Annotated in this window: 14 protein-coding genes and 1 pseudogene; 6 read left to right on the top strand and 9 right to left on the bottom strand. The window is 36.0% G+C overall.

Translation table 11 applies throughout. The features are described from left to right. Positions 1–30: 30 nt before the first annotated feature. From FJR11_RS17925 to lgt, 3 genes are all read right to left on the bottom strand, one after another. Positions 31–5412, bottom strand: a complete 5382-nt coding sequence (locus tag FJR11_RS17925) for an ATP-binding sensor histidine kinase (protein ID WP_168506097.1) — start codon at positions 5410–5412, stop codon at positions 31–33. Positions 5413–5540: 128 nt separating this feature from the next. After that, a complete protein-coding gene (gene cobM, locus FJR11_RS17920) occupies positions 5541–6365 on the bottom strand; it encodes a precorrin-4 C(11)-methyltransferase (RefSeq protein ID WP_168506095.1) in 825 nt (274 codons plus the stop codon). Positions 6366–6514: 149 nt separating this feature from the next. Then, the gene (lgt, locus tag FJR11_RS17915) at positions 6515–7378 is read right to left on the bottom strand and encodes a prolipoprotein diacylglyceryl transferase (protein ID WP_168506093.1); all 864 of its coding nucleotides are present in this window, start codon (positions 7376–7378) and stop codon (positions 6515–6517) included. A gap of 385 nt (positions 7379–7763) precedes the next feature. Here lgt and coaD point away from each other — a divergent pair, with 385 nt between their 5' ends. From coaD to FJR11_RS17895, 4 genes and pseudogenes are all read left to right on the top strand, one after another. Next, complete coding sequence (gene coaD, locus FJR11_RS17910) at positions 7764–8342, top strand: pantetheine-phosphate adenylyltransferase (protein ID WP_168506092.1); 579 nt, start codon at positions 7764–7766, stop codon at positions 8340–8342. Beyond that, a complete protein-coding gene (locus FJR11_RS17905) occupies positions 8225–8938 on the top strand; it encodes a DivIVA domain-containing protein (protein WP_168506090.1) in 714 nt (237 codons plus the stop codon). The genes coaD and FJR11_RS17905 overlap by 118 nt, the downstream gene beginning before the upstream one ends. A 208-nt stretch (positions 8939–9146) precedes the next feature. Then, positions 9147–9308, top strand: a pseudogene (locus FJR11_RS23630) (RNA-guided endonuclease TnpB family protein); the annotation flags it as partial. A 124-nt stretch (positions 9309–9432) separates the two neighbouring features. Then, entirely contained in the window at positions 9433–10305 is an 873-nt protein-coding gene (locus FJR11_RS17895) for a 6-carboxytetrahydropterin synthase (protein WP_168506088.1), read from the top strand. Between the two features lie 46 nt (positions 10306–10351). On the opposite strand, the gene FJR11_RS17890 is transcribed toward FJR11_RS17895, so the two are convergent. The 6 genes from FJR11_RS17890 to FJR11_RS17865 all read right to left on the bottom strand — a co-directional run bounded on the left by FJR11_RS17890 (position 10352) and on the right by FJR11_RS17865 (position 15886). Then, positions 10352–11329 carry a PrsW family glutamic-type intramembrane protease gene (locus FJR11_RS17890; protein WP_168506086.1) on the bottom strand — a complete coding sequence of 326 codons (978 nt, stop codon included), beginning with the start codon at positions 11327–11329 and terminating at the stop codon, positions 10352–10354. Beyond that, complete coding sequence (locus FJR11_RS17885; RefSeq protein WP_168506084.1) at positions 11322–12245, bottom strand: class I SAM-dependent methyltransferase; 924 nt, start codon at positions 12243–12245, stop codon at positions 11322–11324. Before FJR11_RS17885 ends, FJR11_RS17890 begins: the two co-directional genes overlap by 8 nt. A 111-nt stretch (positions 12246–12356) precedes the next feature. Further along, positions 12357–13040, bottom strand: coding sequence for a Crp/Fnr family transcriptional regulator (locus FJR11_RS17880; protein ID WP_168506082.1), 684 nt, complete (start codon positions 13038–13040; stop codon positions 12357–12359). A gap of 355 nt (positions 13041–13395) precedes the next feature. Next, complete coding sequence (locus FJR11_RS17875; protein WP_168506080.1) at positions 13396–14583, bottom strand: HetZ-related protein 2; 1188 nt, start codon at positions 14581–14583, stop codon at positions 13396–13398. Positions 14584–15135: 552 nt separating this feature from the next. Beyond that, a complete protein-coding gene (locus tag FJR11_RS17870; RefSeq protein ID WP_168506078.1) occupies positions 15136–15486 on the bottom strand; it encodes a carbon dioxide-concentrating mechanism protein CcmK in 351 nt (116 codons plus the stop codon). A gap of 88 nt (positions 15487–15574) precedes the next feature. Continuing rightward, the gene (locus FJR11_RS17865; protein ID WP_168506076.1) at positions 15575–15886 is read right to left on the bottom strand and encodes a carbon dioxide-concentrating mechanism protein CcmK; all 312 of its coding nucleotides are present in this window, start codon (positions 15884–15886) and stop codon (positions 15575–15577) included. A 143-nt stretch (positions 15887–16029) separates the two neighbouring features. Here FJR11_RS17865 and FJR11_RS17860 point away from each other — a divergent pair, with 143 nt between their 5' ends. Both FJR11_RS17860 and FJR11_RS17855 read left to right on the top strand, forming a co-directional pair. Further along, a complete protein-coding gene (locus FJR11_RS17860) occupies positions 16030–16917 on the top strand; it encodes an alpha/beta fold hydrolase (RefSeq protein ID WP_168506074.1) in 888 nt (295 codons plus the stop codon). Between the two features lie 82 nt (positions 16918–16999). Further along, complete coding sequence (locus tag FJR11_RS17855; RefSeq protein WP_168506072.1) at positions 17000–18436, top strand: diguanylate cyclase domain-containing protein; 1437 nt, start codon at positions 17000–17002, stop codon at positions 18434–18436. Positions 18437–18486: the final 50 nt, after the last annotated feature.

Here is an 18486-nt window from a genome sequence, read left to right as displayed (position 1 = left end):
GCAAAGGCGCAAAGTTTAATTTTTTGAGTTTTATTGCTGGTGTAGTTTCATAGGAATTTCAATGATAAATTCTGTTCCTTTTCCGGGTGCAGAGATACAATCTAATTTACCACCATGCTTATCTACCACAATTTGATAACTAATTGATAATCCTAAACCTGTACCTTCTCCTACAGGTTTTGTCGTGAAAAAAGGATCAAATATCCGTTGTTTAACTTCAGGATTTATCCCCATACCATTATCTTTAATTGTAATTTGTATCCAATCATCATTAATAACTTGAGTACAAATAATAATATGGCTAGAACTATCCTTTCTTGTTGGGGTAGATAACTTTTCCTGTCGCTGTTTGAGAACATCAATAGCATTACTAATAATATTCATAAATACTTGATTCAGTTGGGAAGCATAACATTTAACCAAGGGAATATTACCATAATTCTTAATAACTACATTATTAGAATAGCCTAATTTTTCGTGAAATCGAGGTTGCAGAATCATTAATGTACTCTCAATTCCCTCATGGATATCTACAGGTTTCATTGCAGATTCATCAAGACGGGAAAAATTCCGCAAACCTAAAACTATTTTCCGAATACGTTCTGAACCTATCATCATTGAATCGAAAATTTTAGGTAAATCTTGAATGATAAAATCAAACTCGTTTTCTTTTTTATATTGTTCAATAATAGCTGAAGGATGAGGATATTCTTGTTTATATATATTCAGCAAATTAATAATAAATTCAATATAACTACTAGCGTGTTCAATATTGGCATAAATAAAATTTACAGGATTATTAATTTCATGGGCAATACCCGCAACCATTTGTCCTAAACTGGACATTTTCTCCGTTTGAATTAGTTGAGATTGTGTAGATTTTAATTCATTTAATGCTTGCTCTAAATGCAGATTTTTTTCATTTAATTCCTGAGTTCTTTGGGTAACTTTTTCTTCTAAATTACTATAGAGTTGGGCATTTTCTAGAGAAATAGCAGCTTGGGAAGCAAGCAGATTTAATATTCTTAACCTGTCAGTAGTAAAAGCACTTACAGTTAGATTATTTTCTAAATAAAGAATGCCAATTAATTGCCCTTTATTTAAAATAGGTGTACATAATATAGATTTAGGTTGATTTTGGATAATATACGAATCATGGGCAAAATTCTCAGCATTTGTAGCATCACTTATTAGTAAATATTCTTGCATATTAGCTACATAGTTAATAATACTTAATGGTAAATTTTGGCTATGATTAATTGGTGTAGTAGATAACTGACATTCATACTCATTCAGAGATTGAGCTACTAAAATTAAATTTCCTTCTTTTTGCAAAATTAATGCTGATTTATTTGCGGCAACATTTTCTAATATCACTTGCATGAGAGTATGTAATAACTTGTCTCGCTGAATTTCTGACGAAATCGCTAAGGATGCTTTAGTAACAGTTTCTAAATCTAATAATGCAGAAACACCTGTTAAACTAGGTTTACTAATAAGTGTACTTACTTCACCTTCTGTCAACTTAGTTTTTGTTTGATTAATTATAGGTTCAAGTAATTGAGGATAGCTTTTCTCTAAATCTTCAATTTTAGCCTTAGCTCCCCAATTAGCATAACAATAATAAGCATCTATTAGGTAAGTTTTAGCAATTTTTTCTTTACCATAACTAAGGTAAAATTTAGCTGCTAGTTCATTTGCTAAGGCTTCCTCATGAATATATTGATTTTTCTTAGCTCCAGCAATTGCTTGATCATAAAGCTCCATTGCTTGCCAATTATTTCCTAAGACTCTCGCTTTTTCTGCTTCTATTAGCTCATATTTATGTTGATAATTCATGGGTGCATGAACAGCCCAATTTTTCATCTGCTCTTGATTGGATAAAACTTTTTCTAGATATTGTTTTTGTTCAGTTGCAGATTGATGAGGATATTCGGCTAAAAGAACCAAAGAATAGTAAAAATTATGTTCACTGCTAATAATTTGTCCAGGTACGGCTGCTATATATTGTTTCGCTAGAATGGCACTATCAACAGCATTTTTATATTGTTTAAATAAATAAAATTGAATAGTTTTAGTCAAATAAAATCCAAATAGAGCGTTATAATTTTTACTTTCGACAAAAAATAAAAATAATTCATCACTGACAAACTCACCATTAAATTGGCATTTATCATGGTTGATATTTATGAGATTAAATATTATCTGCTGCCAAATTTTTAAATTCTTAATGTGCCAATCAAGTTTTCGATGAGCTATTAAAGCAATATAATGGTCTAGATATTGAGATACATCTATTAAATTTTCACCGGAAAATAATAACATAAAGAAATGACCGGTACAACAAGAGCCAAGAAAGTCTGTTTCACCAATTTCCCAGCCATAGTGAGCAATGTCTTGTAAAGGAGCTATTGATTCTCGAAAATGCTGTTTCCAATAAATTATCTCACAATACCACAACATTATAACTCTGAATCTGATGACTTTAGAATCAAATTGATCAGATAAATTAAAAGCTAATTTTCCATAGCTGTATCCAGTCTCAATATCTGAAAGAGCATCACATAGGAGAAAACCATAGACAACATATCCATAGGCAGAATCCGCCGAATTTCCATAGTTAATAGACAGATGTATCATGGTGAATATAATTGGCAGCACCAATGATGGATTTGACAGATACGCAACCAAACTGAGGCTCATTAATATTCCCATAGCTGCTAGTGTATGAGGATCTGTCATTTTTGGTAACTGTATTAAATCATCAACGTTCAAATGTATTGGAGGTACTTGCTCCAAAGTCACTCCTAACATATCTAGTAATTTTAGCCCTGTATTAATGCTTAACTCCATGTCATACATGAGCATTTGCTTTTTATATACCTTGACTTGATCTAATACACTAGTTGCATTCTTCCTAACTATTTCTATATAAGTTATTGCTTGCTCAGGATGAATATTTAAATATTCTGCTTCTACAGCTTCAACATAAAGATTTAAAGTTAATTCATACTCGTATTCCCAACTATCTACTGCTAAAAGTTCTAAACCTATCTTTAAATATCTGATAGCAGCTTCATAAGCTGTCGAAGATTTGGCTTTACAACCAGCAATTAAATTTAATTTAGCTAATTCATATTTTTCTGTCTGATTATTAATTAAAGTGATACCAATATTTAATTGATTAACTATCTCAAATATCTTTTCTTCCCATTCCGCAGCATTGGTATTTTTTAAAAGTAATTGACCAATTTTTAAATGCGTTGCTGATTTATCAACATCTGAAATTAATGAATAGGCTGCTTGCTGAACGCTATCATGGATAAATTTATATTGAACTACGATTGATTCCTGACTATTTACTGTTAAATTAAATGGTGATTGCTCATCTTTAAAAAATTTATAATCTTCGTTTTGAGTTATAATCAGTTCTTCTTGCAAAGCATCCCATAATTCAGCCGCTATTTCTATTTGGGATTTTTCACAGACTATAGATAAGGTAAATAAATCAAATTGGTTACCAATACAAGCGGCTATTGTTAGAATATTTTGGGTGTTTTTAGGTAATTTTTGTAACTGAATTCTTAAAAAATTAACAATATCATCATTACGATATAAAGCTTGGGCTGCATTGATATCACATTGCCAATAATTCATGGTAAAATTAAAAGTAATTAACCCATCTTCATGCAGGGATTTAAGTAACTGATTAGTGAAAAATGGATTACCTTGAGTTGTTTGTAAAAGTAGTTTAATTAAATCTTGACTATGTGATTCTGGGCAAAATAGAGTATCTGCAATTAATAGTTTAATATGAGATTGATCCAAAGGCTTTAGAGTAATTTGATTGACTATAATATTGTTTTTACGAATATCATCTAAAGTCGTTATTAAAGGATGTTCTAATTTGACTTCATTATCTCTATATGCACCAATTAATAATAAATACTTGGTATCTTTCCCACTCATTAATAATTTGATTAATTTCAAAGAAGCTATATCAGCCCATTGTAAGTCATCTAAGAAAATGACTAATGGATGTTCACTAGTAGCGAATAACTGAATAAATTTACCAAATAGTAAATTAAAGCGATTTTCTGACGCATTACCTGTAAGTTCTGGAACTGCTAGTTGCTGGCCAATAATATTTTCTAGTTCAGGAATAACATCAATAATAACCTGTGCTTGTTCTCCTAAAGCTGATAATATCTTAACTTTCCACTTTTCTAACTGCATTGTATTTTCAGTTAGCAGTTGTTTCATGAGACTGCGAAATGCTTGCACTAAAGCAGAAAAAGGAATATTCCGCTGAAACTGATCATATTTACCAGAGATAAAATAACCTTTTTTTCTAACAATTGGTTGATGAACTTCATTAACGACAGCAGTTTTACCAATACCAGAAAACCCTACTACTAACATTAATTCTTTACTACCATTACTGACATTTTCAAAAGCCTTTAACAAGGTGATAATTTCCTGCTCTCTACCATAAAGTTTTTCAGGAATTAAAAAGCGATCACATATATCTCTTTTTGCTAACTCAAAATTACAAATTTCACCTTGAGTTAATAACATTTGTTGACATATTTCTAAATCATTTCTAATCCCTCTCGCAGTTTGATATCTTTCATCAGGGTTTTTTGCCATTAACTTAATAATGATATCTGCTAGAATTTGAGGAATTTGGGAATTAATTTGTTTAGGATTAATCGGTTCTTTCGCAAGATGACAATATACTAATTCTAAATGATTCTGACTCTTAAAAGGTAATTGTCCTGTAAGTAATTCATAAAAAGTCACCCCTAAAGAATAAAAATCAGTGCGGTAATCTATCCCTCTATTCATTCTTCCCGTTTGCTCAGGAGACATATAGGTAAGTGTCCCTGCTAATACATTTGGGCTTTTGATATCCGCAGTTTCTTTCGGTAATAGAGAAGAAATACTAAAATCTATCAGTTTAATTTCCTGAGTTTGAGGATTAATAAGAATATTTTTAGGCTTAATATCTTTATGGATAATTTTCTTTTCATACAAAAACTCTAGTGCTTTAGTAATTTCAATAGCCATAAGCAGGAAAGAGCTTAAACCTAACCTTTGAGAATTGGTATATTCACTCAAAGATATACCGCTAAAATCTTCTAAAAGCAGAGCATAACTATGACCATATTTTTCCAATCCGTAACATTTAATAATATTTGGATGATCTATTTGTTGACTAATAGCAAATTGATTTTTAAAAGCAATCAAATCCTGCAAACGAGGATAATGTGAATTAAGAACTTTGATAATCATTGGAGTCTGTGTTCTTTCCTGCTCACCACGATAAACCGTAGTTTTTTCACTAGCATAAATAAGTTCAGTTATTTTATAGCCAGGAATAGTAATCACACCGATATTGGTTTTGCTCATAAGGGTAAATAAGAATTAAATCACTGATAGCCATATTCATGAAAATAAAGAATAGATAACAGTGAGAAGGTAATAAAAAATCAATCTTAGATTTTGAATTGTGTCATCCAAAATCCAAAAATAAATTTTTATTTATCTGCTTCAATACTATGTGATGAACGGAATAAATGATTATGGTCAGGATGGTATAAACGAGAGCGTCCACTTACAGGTAATAGTGCGGGACTGATGACATAAAGTGTAGTCCGTCGTAATTTTTCTTCATGAGTACAATCTGCCATTTCTGCTAAAGTCACAACCCGGATTTTCTCATCTGGCCAGCCTAAACGATAGCAAATTGCTACCGGAGTCTCCTGATCATAATGTTCTAATAATTTATCCTGGGCTTCAGTGATATGCCGCACACTCAAATATAAACATAAACTGGCTTGATGTGCCGCTAAAGCTGCTAACTCTTCAGTCTCAGGAACATGAGTGCGGCCACTAATACGAGTAAGAATGATAGTCTGCACCAAACCAGGAACAGTTAACTCTATCTTCAGTTTAGCTGCGGCGGCTTGAAAAGCACTAATACCAGGAATAACTTCAAAAGGAATATTAGCTGCTGCTAATAGCTGCATTTGTTCATGAATAGCACTGTAGAGACTAGGATCACCAGAATGCAGTCTGACCACAGATTTATGCGATCGCACACAATCAATCATAATTGGTAAAATTTCTTCCAAAGTCCGATTTGCTGTTTTGATAATTTCCGCATCTGGACGACAACCATCTAAAATCTGTTCTGGAACTAAAGAATCTGCAAATAAAATCACATCAGCCGCAGCCAACAACTTTTGCGCTCTAACCGTTAATAAATCAGGATCTCCCGGACCTGCACCCACAATATAAACCGCTGGTTTTAAGGAATTTGGATACTTAAAAAAGCTCAAATTATTCGTAGATTCACTCATCAACTTCCCCCTGAAAATTCTTGCATTTAAAAACTTTTGGTATTTGCTCAGTACCCTTCCGGATTCAGCCACTTTGCCTAGTAGAAATAGATGGTAGATGCACCCTGGTTAAGCCCTGGAGATTAATTACTCTGGGGCATTTTTTATTTCTAGTCATCTCCCTTCACCGGAGAAACAACATCAGGTAAGGGGCGCTTGAGGACATACAGCCAAGCTAAACCAACTAACCCTAAAGTCATTCCCCCTAAACTTACCATCTGTGCCATCCGTAAAGGTCCTAGCATTAAGCTATCTGTGCGTAAACCTTCAATCCAAAACCGCCCCAAGCTATAAGCTACCCAGTAAACTAAAAATAACGTCCCTACTTGTAAACGTGGTTTTTTAGATAAAGCTCGGAAAAACAAAGTTAGTAACAGCGAAAACACCATTAAATTCCACAACGATTCATAGAGAAAAGTGGGATGAAAATATTCAAAATTAACTAAATCAAAAGGACGACGATCTGCGGGAATATATAACTTCCAAGGTAAATCTGTTGGACTACCAAACGCTTCGGAATTGAAAAAATTTCCCCACCTGCCAATTGCTTGCCCTAGAATTAAGGAAGGAGCAACCAAATCAGTCAATTGCCAAAAAGATATTTTGTTAAGTTTAGCAAAAATCAACGCCGCGATCACCCCGCCAATAATTGCCCCATGAATAGCAATACCCCCTTGCCAAATCGCAATTATCCGTTCTGGGTGTTGAGAATATTCTGACCATTGAAACAATACGTAATACAGCCTAGCAGCGGGAATAGCACCAATTACCAGCCAAATTGATAAATCACTGATTAAATCTGGATTAACGTGACGACGCTTGGCTAGGTACTGAGAAAGACTGACACCAATTAACACAGCGGAGGCAATTAATAACCCATACCAGCGAATAACTATTGGCCCCAATTTTAGTACAATTGGACCAGGAGAAGTAAATTGAAACCCCAAGGGCAAAACAGAAAAATCTACTACCATGCAAAATTACCTATAGGAGTATGAAGTCTATGGGGATGAAAAACAATAATATAGTATGCCTTAGTTAATATAGCGGTATGCACTCCCATGAGATCCAAACTTTACAGCAAAATCCATACACAAATAGCCTCTTAACTCCTTCTTCTTCCTCTTCTTCCTCTTCTTCTTCCTCCTCCTAACTCCTAACTCCTAACTCCTAACTCCTGACTCCTGACTCCTGACTCCTGACTCCTGACCCCTAACTCCTGACTCCTGACTCCTGACTCCTGACTCCTGACTCCTGACCCCTAACTCCTCCTAATAATTCCCAATCATGAAGCAGGAGATGTTAGATTTAACTAAGTCATGTAAAAAAGCTGTCAATATAATCACCTAAAACAACATTGTGATTGCTATTTATCCTGGTAGTTTTGATCCCATCACCTTGGGACACCTAGACATCATTCAGCGCAGTAGTCGTTTGTTTGAACAGGTGATAGTTGCCGTCCTCAGAAATCCTCAGAAAATACCATTGTTTACAGTGGAGCAAAGATTAGAACAAATTCGTCAAGCTACAAAACATTTACCAAATGTGGAAGTGGACAGTTTTGACGGTTTGACCGTAGAATATGCCCAAATGCAGCAAGCACAAGTTTTGTTACGGGGGTTAAGAGCGGTTTCTGACTTTGAAATTGAGCTACAAATGGCTCATACTAATAAAACACTGTCTACTCAGATTGAGACAGTTTTTCTGGCAACATCAAATGAGTATAGTTTTTTAAGTAGTAGTGTGGTAAAAGAGATTGCCAGGTTTGGTGGCTCTGTCAATCATCTTGTTCCCCCACACATTGCCCTAGATATATACCAATGCTACAACCAAAAATCTCTAGCCTCGAATCCAATCACAAGGGAAACAATCCTACCCCACGAGAGTATATCAATGGAATCCCCCAAAATGGGAATCCAGAACCAACGGGAGGGATAGATATTCAGCAGGAACTCAACCAATTGGAGGAAATAATTCTCTCTAGTCTGAGGATTCCACTGACGGGACGTACCTTGGTAGATGAAGACAAATTACTCGAACATCTGGATTTTATCCGTCTTTCTTTGCCAGCAGTATTCCAGGAATCCCTCGATATTTTGGCACAAAAGGATGAAATTCTGCTAGAAGCCGAAGAATATGGACAACAGGTTGTAGATGTAGCTCAAGCCAAAAGAGCGCAAATTTTAGCTGAAAGTGATATTATCAGACAAGCACAACGGGAAGCTGACCAACTGCGGCGACAAGTCCAGCAAGATTGTGAAGCTATGATGCAGGAAACTGTCACGGAAATTGAACGCAAGCGTCGCGCCTGTCAACAAGAATTAGAGGAAATGCGCCAAACAGCAATTTCTCAAGCTCAAGACATTGAAGATGGTGCTGATAAATACGCTGATAACGTTCTGGGTAATATTGAACAGGATATTCAGCAAATGTTACAAATTATTACTAATGGTCGGCAACAATTACGTTCGCCCAGCATCTCGAAAAGTGGAGATAATCCACAGCGAAGTTCAAATAATTCTAAAAAGCGGTAATTTAGCAGCATTAAACATTACAACAGCCAGAATGTTTTTAATTCTGGCTAATTACAGCACTTCCCGGTGTTATGAGGTACACTGTTGGCGGGCAAGATGCCCACCCCACAAGAGTTTTATTATTTAACGTATACCTCAAAAGAGCGCAATCTGCTGTAAATTCCACTCTTGATTAATATTCCTTAAACTATTGATTTATCAAGGTTTTAGCTCAGACGATGGAAGAATTGCCGCCCCTAAGTTTTTACGCAAAGCTGAACGCAAATTAAAATCTGCACAGCGTCGTGTCTCTCGCAGGAAAAAAGGATCTAATCGTCGTAAAAAAGCGATTAAAAAATATAGAGTTGTCAACAAGACGCGAAGTTCTACTTGGATAGTTATTATACGAAAATCTTATGAATATTCCCGATTTTACTGACCAATAAGTAACAAATTGGTTTATCCTGTAAATAGTGAAAGTTTAAGAAATATTAAGTTCTGTTTCTAGTGTACTCATGCAATGTATTGTAAATCGCCGCGCTCAGTTTTCGGCCAGCCACCGCTATTGGTTGCCAGAACTGAGTGAAACCGAGAATTTGGAAAAATTTGACCTTTGCTCAAAATTTCCTGGACACGGACACAACTATGTCTTATTTATCTCCCTGGCTGGGGAATTAGATGAATATGGTATGGTACTGAACTTGTCTGATGTGAAACACGTTATTAAGCGAGAAGTTACTGGTCAATTGGATTTTTCCTATCTCAATGATGTGTGGCCAGAATTTCAAGAAACTCTCCCCACTACGGAAAATATCGCGCGGGTGATTTGGCAGCGTCTAGCACCCCATTTACCTGTGGTTCGCGTACAGTTATTTGAACATCCTCAACTTTGGGCAGATTATATGGGCAACGGTATGGAAGGTTATCTCAACATTAGCACTCACTTTAGCGCGGCTCACCGATTGGCGCACCCTGATTTGAGTTTGGAAGAAAATACAGAAATTTATGGTAAATGCGCTCGTGTCAATGGACACGGGCATAATTATCACTTAGAAATAACTGTAAAAGGGGAAATTGACCCCCGCACAGGGATGATTATTGATTTAGGGGCTTTAAATCAGGTAATTACAGATTATGTAGTTGAGCCATTTGATCACACTTTTTTAAATAAGGATATTCCGTTCTTTACTAAAGTTGTGCCAACGGCGGAAAATATTGCTCTTTATATTAGTAATACTTTGCGATCGCCTATTCTTGAATTAGGAGCAAAACTTTACAAAGTCAAACTGATTGAAAGTCCCAATAACTCCTGTGAAATTTATGCCGCTGATTCTGAATCAACATCTGTTAATGCAGCAGTAAGTCAACCAGTATTGGCCAGAGTCTAAGATTATTTAATTCAGATGGATAATTCTCATTAATATCCATCTGTTTCTATCTCAAGTAAAAACTACGCCGACGGGCTAAATTACGTAAATAGCTATAAATTAACCAAGCTAAAAGTCCTAACCCAAAATTGAATAATATTTCTTGAACTATAAACCAGAAAGTTGTCGGCTCAAACCAAAGTACCCAGCGCAAAGGACTAATTTTTCTAGCTAGAATCAACAACCCAAATAAAGAATTTCCACCTAGTAAAAGAATTAATAATACTAAACCCCTTTGCCAAGTCCGCGCTGAGGATGTATGTCCAGAAATTAACAGCAAAGGACGTTTACCCTGGAGTTTTTGCAGTAGTTGTTCCAACCGCCAAAACATCCATAATAGTAAGGGAAAAAAACTGTATGTAAGTAAAGATATGGGTTGTGAAAATCTCCCAGCAATAGATAAAACATTGACTAAAGCATGGAAAAAGACAGAATTTAACCAAGCCGTAAAAATCAAATTCCGATCTCTATTTAATCTTCTACTGGCAGAAATATATATCCCTAAAGCGTACCCCCAAGGAGCAGAAAACATAGCATGAACTGGTGTCCCAATACTTCGTTCTAGAATTGAAGATGTGCCGTGAAATAGATAAATCCAGGTTTCTTCCGCAGTGAACCCTAAAGTTACTGCCATAGTAAATAAAAAAACAGTAGTAGCTCGTAGATAATACTGACGTTGTAAATAGCAAAGAGGGAGAATAACTGCTACTAATTTACATCCTTCTTCAATGGGAGCGATCGCAAATATCTGTCGGAAAACGACACCAAAAAAATGACGCTGTATCTGTTGCCAATTTAAAACCTGGTTAGCAGCAGTTTCCATAGCCCATTCTAGGCCAAGGGCAGCAAAACCAGATATAGCGCCAATAATAAACAAAACTAATAAATTTAACAGGGGTGGGGCAGCAGGAGTTCTGCGGTAGTAAAACCACAAAAACAGCAGGGGGGGAATAACTGCCCACAGCACTAAAGATAAATTAGCCACTCACCTGAGCAATGATAGTACGGTGACGGGGGCTATTACTAGTAATAGTAGGAGTTTGGAAACCTGCCTGAATTAAGGCTTGTTCCATGTCCAAACTGAAATATTCATCTAAATAAGGTTCGGTGCTTTTGAGCAGCGTCAAAATATAAGTTGGCATTTTTTTGTAAATTTCCGATTGGGGATTCATGTCCATAATTGCTAGGTGGCCACCTGGACGCAAAATACGTCTAGCTTCGGCAAAAATCTGGTGAGTTGCTGATTGGGGTAATTCATGACACATCAGAAAAATAGAAACTAAATCAAATGTTGCATCTGCTATGCCTGTAGATTCCGCTTGACCATGCACCCAGTTAATGTGGGTAAGACGACGTTGTTGAGTACGATAGTTAGCTACAGCTAGGAAGTAAGGAGATAAGTCTAAACCGGTAATCTGGGCTTGGGGATAAATTGCTTGGAGGGCAAAGGTACTCATACCTACACTACACCCCAAGTCTATAATATCTTGTGGTTGTCCAGAAATAGAATTTTTCAGGATATCGTGAAAACTTTGGCGGAGTTTTGCGTCACCTTGGTTTTCCGGTTTCTGCCAAATTCTAGAATGGACAGCATGAGCCGCAGATTCTACTTCAAAAGCAGCTTGCCAACTGAGATTTCCGGTTTCATAAGCGTGGAATGAGGTAACGTAGTAATCTGGATAGTTTAGCTGGGGATTTTGGATTTGAGCTAAATCACTTGCCCAATCACGAGCTTGAAGTTGCTGTACTTCCTTTGTCCAAAACACACCAATCTTTTCAGCCCGTTTAATCATCATTTGTCTGGCTTGATGTTTGGCAAGATTGGCTAAGGGTTTAATTGCCAAAATACTATTGACGAAACGGGAAGCTACATCAGGAGTAGTGTTGATGGTGGTACTCATAAATCAATTTTTGTCTTTGATACTCTTTTTAACTTATGACATATTTGCTGGAGTTGAGTCTATATCCAATTGAATCTGGCATTTTCTCAAGTATTTCTGCCTATTAAAGATTTAGAGTTTGGTAGCTAAAACCACGATTTGTTTATAGTTAATTAAATCAATAGTGTTGTTAGTAGGATCAATTTTAATCCATCCTTTTTCCTGGAGTTTTTCCATAATTTTAGTGGTTTCGTCCAGTGTGATTTCTGTGACTTCTGCTAAATCTTTCAGGGGAATATTCAAAATTTTCTTACCCAAGCCTGATTCCTGTCCATAGTTATCAGCTAAACTCACTAAGGTATGGGCAAGTTTGACCGCCGGTGGTGATAAACGCATTTGTAACCGGAGGTTAATTTGCCGGACTCGTTTTACCATCATTTGTAGCATTCGATGATGTAACTGTGGATCTTTGAATAAGATTTGAATAAAACGATCTCTGGAGACACTCAGTAATTTTACTTGTGAAAGGGAAATAACGTCCGTTGACCGTGGGGATTCATCCAAAACCGCCATTTCTCCAAAAAAATCGCCACGTCCTAAAATTGCTATGGCGACGGAATCTTCCCCTTTAGTGCGTCGGACTTTCACCCAACCAGAAACAATAAAGTAAACTGCATTACCCCAGGAATCTTCCATTAAAACAGCCCGTTCTGAGGGGTAATCGTGTTCAGTTGCTATGTTGAGCAGCCATTCTATGGTTTGTGGACTAGCTGTACTTAGTAATGGGAAAGTATCACTAAAAACCTCTGTTTTCATGGATTATATCTAAGGAGGGATTTTAAGTAGGGAACAGGTGATGGGTAAAAGTTTTACCAATGACCAATTAATTACCAGCCTAAACTAGATAACTAGCAACTTGGGTTATTTAGAAAAAATCTGAGGTTTTTACTGATAAGAATATTATTTTTCGTATCCTAATTTACAAGTATGGAGACATATTTTTATCAAAAAGAATATAAAGAGTCACAGAGCCAGAATAGCCTGGGGCATAGCTACGCCTACAGAATGAATTATTTACGAAAAAGCGGATGTATAATTAGGTTTAAGACCCCCACCAAATCTATGATTTGGTGGTGTAATTCTATCTGATTTTGAGAGTTAACTCTCAAAGTTAATTTTGACTTCTCAAGGTTTGAGCAGCAAGATAAACTTTTGTCCATTCACCTAAAACTTGATGGGTTTTGAGTTGTAGCTGCTGGGCTGTAGCTTCTATGGAGTTACCAGCTTTGCGGAGCTTAAGAATTTGTTGTGCTAAAGGGGTTAATTGTTCATGGAGTTGTTGCCATTTGGGTTCTGTTAACCCTAAGTTATGTTCTGGTAAAGAGGTGGAAAGCCAATTATCAACTAGGTCTGGTTGGCCTTTGATGGCAAAGACTCGCACTGCATGATAACTGAGTTTTTCCCGGAGACGATATACTTCTTTGATGGGTTTGTTGAGTTGTTTAGCAATTTCTTCTTGGGATTTTCCTTGAAGATATAAGCGTAACCAATCTACTGCTTGTTGGCCAATATTTTCTAATAAATATTGTTCAAATTCTTGCTTTACGAGTTGACGGGCAAGTTGTTGTTCTTCTAGGTGTTGGGTTTCTTGATATTTAGCGATCGCTTGATTATCAACTAAGCTAATGGGATTTTCGTGATTTTCTGTGAGAATTTCTTCAGAAACAAGTCTAACTAATTCGCTGCTAGGTACTTGTGTTAAGCCTCCCCGCTGAATTCGCCGCAGGTAGTTAACAAAGCGGTACATGAATATAGGTTGATTGCGAACTGGGCGTAAACAATATTCTTCGACGCTGGCAAATAATAACGTATCCCGCAATCTTTTATCTGTTGTTAGTGCGGTAATCTGCATCATTTGTTGTTGGATATATGAATCACTTTGTAGTAATTCTTGGAGGACTTCTTGGAGGACATCAATCACACTCCGTTGGCGATCGCGGCTGAGGGCTACCCAAGTTTGAATTTTGTTTCTGATGGCAACCACACTACCCAAGCGGCTAATCAGTTGACGATAAGCCCGTTCTCTGCTCATGCCTAAATAGCGTTTATGGAGAATCCGCCAGCGATATTCCATGGCTTGTTTAGCAATTTCTAGTTCTTTGGGGTTAAGTAGATCAAACCGTTCTAAATCTACTCCCAAAAGCCAGTTAAGAATACTTTCTCTAGTAGCCTGACTTTGTTCTGGACATTCTGTAGCTAGTCGCTGTTGCCAATATTGAGCTAAATTCGCCCCCTCTTGTACCATCGCAAGATTGCACTCCTCGAAACTCTGTTGTAAAGTTTGCATCACAATCGCCATTCTGACTTAATTTAGTGAACTTTGATTCTTTTGGTGGTCATTGATAATTAGTAATTGCTAAAATTTTGCCGATTACTGATTATATATTCCCTCTGATTTGGGATTTTCCCCTAACTAGTAATTTGTGTTATTACTAATAGATGGAAATGGTAATTTATCTAAGATAAATACCTTTTAAGACGCAGTTTTATTTTGATAAGTTTCAACTTTTGCTAGAGTTTTATTTTTCACACTATTTTGGCAATATATAAATTCCTGATTTTGATTTATACAACTCAAAAAGCCGACAGAATTCACCTTTCGGCTACTTGGAATGGTAATATTTATGGCAATTGATGAATACTTAAATATTAGATTTAGTAATTTAATTGAAGATAATAACTCCTAATTGATTCGTTATTCAAGATAATACTATAAATAGACCGTATGTATACTGTGACGGAGATCACTGAACTTCAGTTAACTTTTAGGTGCAATATCAGTGATCAAACATATTAGTGATAGAGTCCGTAGTCAAAGTTAATTATTGGCTATGGACTATAAAATCTGGAATTAGCGTCTGGAAGCACCGATAATGGGATTTTCCACAGAGTCTCGATACTCTTGGACTTCTTCTGTATAAGCAATTGGCAATACAGCTTCTACGTTTTCATGGGGACGAGCAATAATTACCCAAGATTCGAGAGTACCACCATGAACTTTTTCTACAGCATCCACACCGGCAGCCATAGCAGCTTTGACTTCGGAAACGTCACCACGAATATTGACGGTAAAGCGGGCGCTACCAACTCTGATATAACCAACGAGGGTAACTCGACCGGCTTTTACCATTGCGTCTGCTGCTGCGAGAACGGCGGGAAAACCCTTGGTTTCTAGTGATCCAACTGCCTGTGATGATGACATTTTTAATCTCCTGTTTTGAATATAAAGTTATCGGTTGCTACAAGTTATTTTTATGAAGCAATGCTTCAATTTTTCATAGCGAACTTACTTAGAAAATACGGAAAGGTTCAGATTTGGAGGTGAAGTGGATAGGTAAGATAGTTTCCACATTTTCCGGGGGGTTAGGAATAATGTAGTGGGTAATAACTTCACCACCATAAACCTCTTCACCAGCGGCAATTCCAGCAGCTACGGCTGTTTGTACCTCCGAAACGTGTCCCCTGACAGCAACTATCATGCGACCACTTTCCGCGATACCGTAATAAACAATCGTGACACTAGCAGCTTTAACCATTGCGTCTGCTGATGCTAAAACCGCCGGAAAACCTAATGTTTCAATTGCGCCAACTGCCATTGGCATGGCTTGAATCTCCTACGTTAGGGATAAGTGATTCTTATTTTACGGGGATTGTGTACCTATTTTAATTTTTGCGGAAATTTTCTTTTCTAGTTTGGTCATTGTCTATGACTGGAGATGTTGCGCTGTGATGTAAACTGAGAGCTATGTTTCCAAATTTTCTTCCTGCCGCAGTTGGGCAATTAACAGAACCAGCATCTATCGCTTTGGCTCAAAATATCCAAAGTCAGGCGATTAGCACTCTCCTAGCTAATGAACCCATTAATACCACTTACGTCCAACAAGGTCAGGGTGGTACACCTATTCTATTGATTCACGGTTTTGATAGTTCGGTACTAGAATATCGGCGACTTTTGCCTTTACTTGCCGAAAAAAATGAAGTTTGGGCAGTAGATTTACTGGGATTTGGTTTTACAGATAGATTACCGGAAATTGCTTATAGTGCGATCGCTATTAAAACCCATCTCTACTCTTTTTGGCAAACCCTAATTAACCAACCTGTGATTTTGGTGGGTGCGTCCATGGGTGGGGCTGCGGCTATAGATTTTACCCTCACCTATCCAGCAGCGGTAAAACAACTGGTATTAATGGATAGTGCGGGGTTAAAAGGTAATTCCCCATTAAGTAAGTATATATTTCCGCCTTTGGATTATTGGGCGACGGAATTTTTGCGAAATCCCAAAGTGCGTAAGAGCATTTGTAGAACCGCATATAAAAACCCCAATCTAATTTCTGAGGATGCTTTATGCTGCGGAGGGTTACACCTAGAAATGCCTAATTGGACTCAAGCCTTAATTGCCTTTACTAAAAGTGGCGGTTATGGTGCTTTTAAATTGCCGCAACTTGCCCAAATTCAGCAACCAACTTTGATTTTGTGGGGTGATAGTGATAAAATTTTGGGAACTGGGGACGCTGCGAAGTTTGCTAAAGGTATTCCCCAAAGTAAGCTAATTTGGATTAAAGATTGTGGTCATATTCCCCACTTAGAACAACCACAAATTGTCGCCGAACATATATTAGACTTTCGGAATTAATCTGATTTGATTAAATAATTTATCAGGAAAACTAAAATGAATTTATGTTTATAGAACAACAACCAATTTTTAATGATAGTCAATGCAAAAATTAAACTTAAACTTAAATTCAATTTTTAATATTGATTTATTAATTAAAATTTTGTCGCTAACATTGCTATATGTATTCGCAGGAAAAGCCGGACAAGTATTTTCTTTATTGGGTGGAACTGTATCTTTAATTTGGCTACCATCAGGGATTGCTTTAAGCGCAATGCTGATTTTTGGTAGGAAGTTATGGGCTGGTATTTTTTTAGGCGTTTTCTTCGCTAATATTAGCAATAACTTACCTTTTTTAACAATTTTTGTCATGGGAATTGGTTCTTCTTTAGGAGCAATAGTAGGAAGTTTATGTTTAGAAAAAATTGGCTTTCAAATTACTTTAACTAGAACTTATGATATCTTTTTTCTGATTATTTGCGGGGGAATAATTAACCCAATTGTTAGCTCTTTAATTGATATTCCTGCGCTTTTTTATGGTGGAATTATCGCACCTAATAAATTACGAGATTTTTGGTTACAATTTATTTTAGGTGATGCTCTAGGAGTTTTATTAATGACCCCTAGCTTATTAATTTTGTCACAATATCCTAAAATTCATAATTTTAATTATACCCTGAAGCAAATAATTGAATATATTAGTGTTTTAATCCTATTATCATTATTATGTTTAAAGATATTTTTGTTTAATGATCCATCTTTAAAATATGTGCCTAATATACCAATTTTTGTAATTCTTATATTGATCGTGTGGTTATCATTACGGTTTGGTCACGTAGGTACATCAATTGCTATTTTAATTGTTTCTTTATTTGCTTTATGGGGAACTGCTCATCAATTAGGACCACTGACACAGAAGAGTCTTACCATAATGATGTTTAATTTATGGTTTTTTATTGTAACTATTTCCCTCGTTGGTTTTGTGATTACAGTAGTAATATTTGAACTAACTGAATCCGAAAATAAAGCCAAAAAAATGGCTATTGTTGATGAATTAACTCAACTATATAACCGCCGTCATTTTAATAATATTTTTCATCAAGTTTATGATAAATCTCAGGGAAAACTATTTGCTTTTTTACTTATTGATATTGATAACTTTAAAAAATATAATGATACTTACGGACATCAAGAAGGGGATCGAGTATTAATTAAACTTGGTCAACTCTTAAAACAATATTTTCAGAAGTTAGGAGATTTTAGTTTTAGACTAGGTGGAGAAGAATTTGCTGCATTTATATTAGTTGACTCAACTCAAGAAGCATTATTTCTAGCGGAAAATCTCAAAGAAAATATTGAAAATTTAAAAATTGAACACAAAAACAATCCCCCCTTTAATTTAGTAACTGTTTCTATTGGTTTAAAAATAATTAGTTTTAATTTTCATGAAAATCAAGAAATAATTTATCAACAAGCAGACCAAGCTTTATACCAAGCTAAAACTAAGGGTCGTAATTGTATCTGTATTTATAGCGATTAAAGATGATATAGCTGTATGGAATTGAATGAGATACAAAGTTTACGGAAAAA

It is taken from the genome of Anabaena sp. UHCC 0187 (assembly GCF_009712035.1).
Classification (GTDB): domain Bacteria; phylum Cyanobacteriota; class Cyanobacteriia; order Cyanobacteriales; family Nostocaceae; genus Dolichospermum.
The sequence above is the reverse complement of the archived record's forward strand: the minus strand, read 5'-3'. Positions and strand labels throughout refer to the sequence as shown.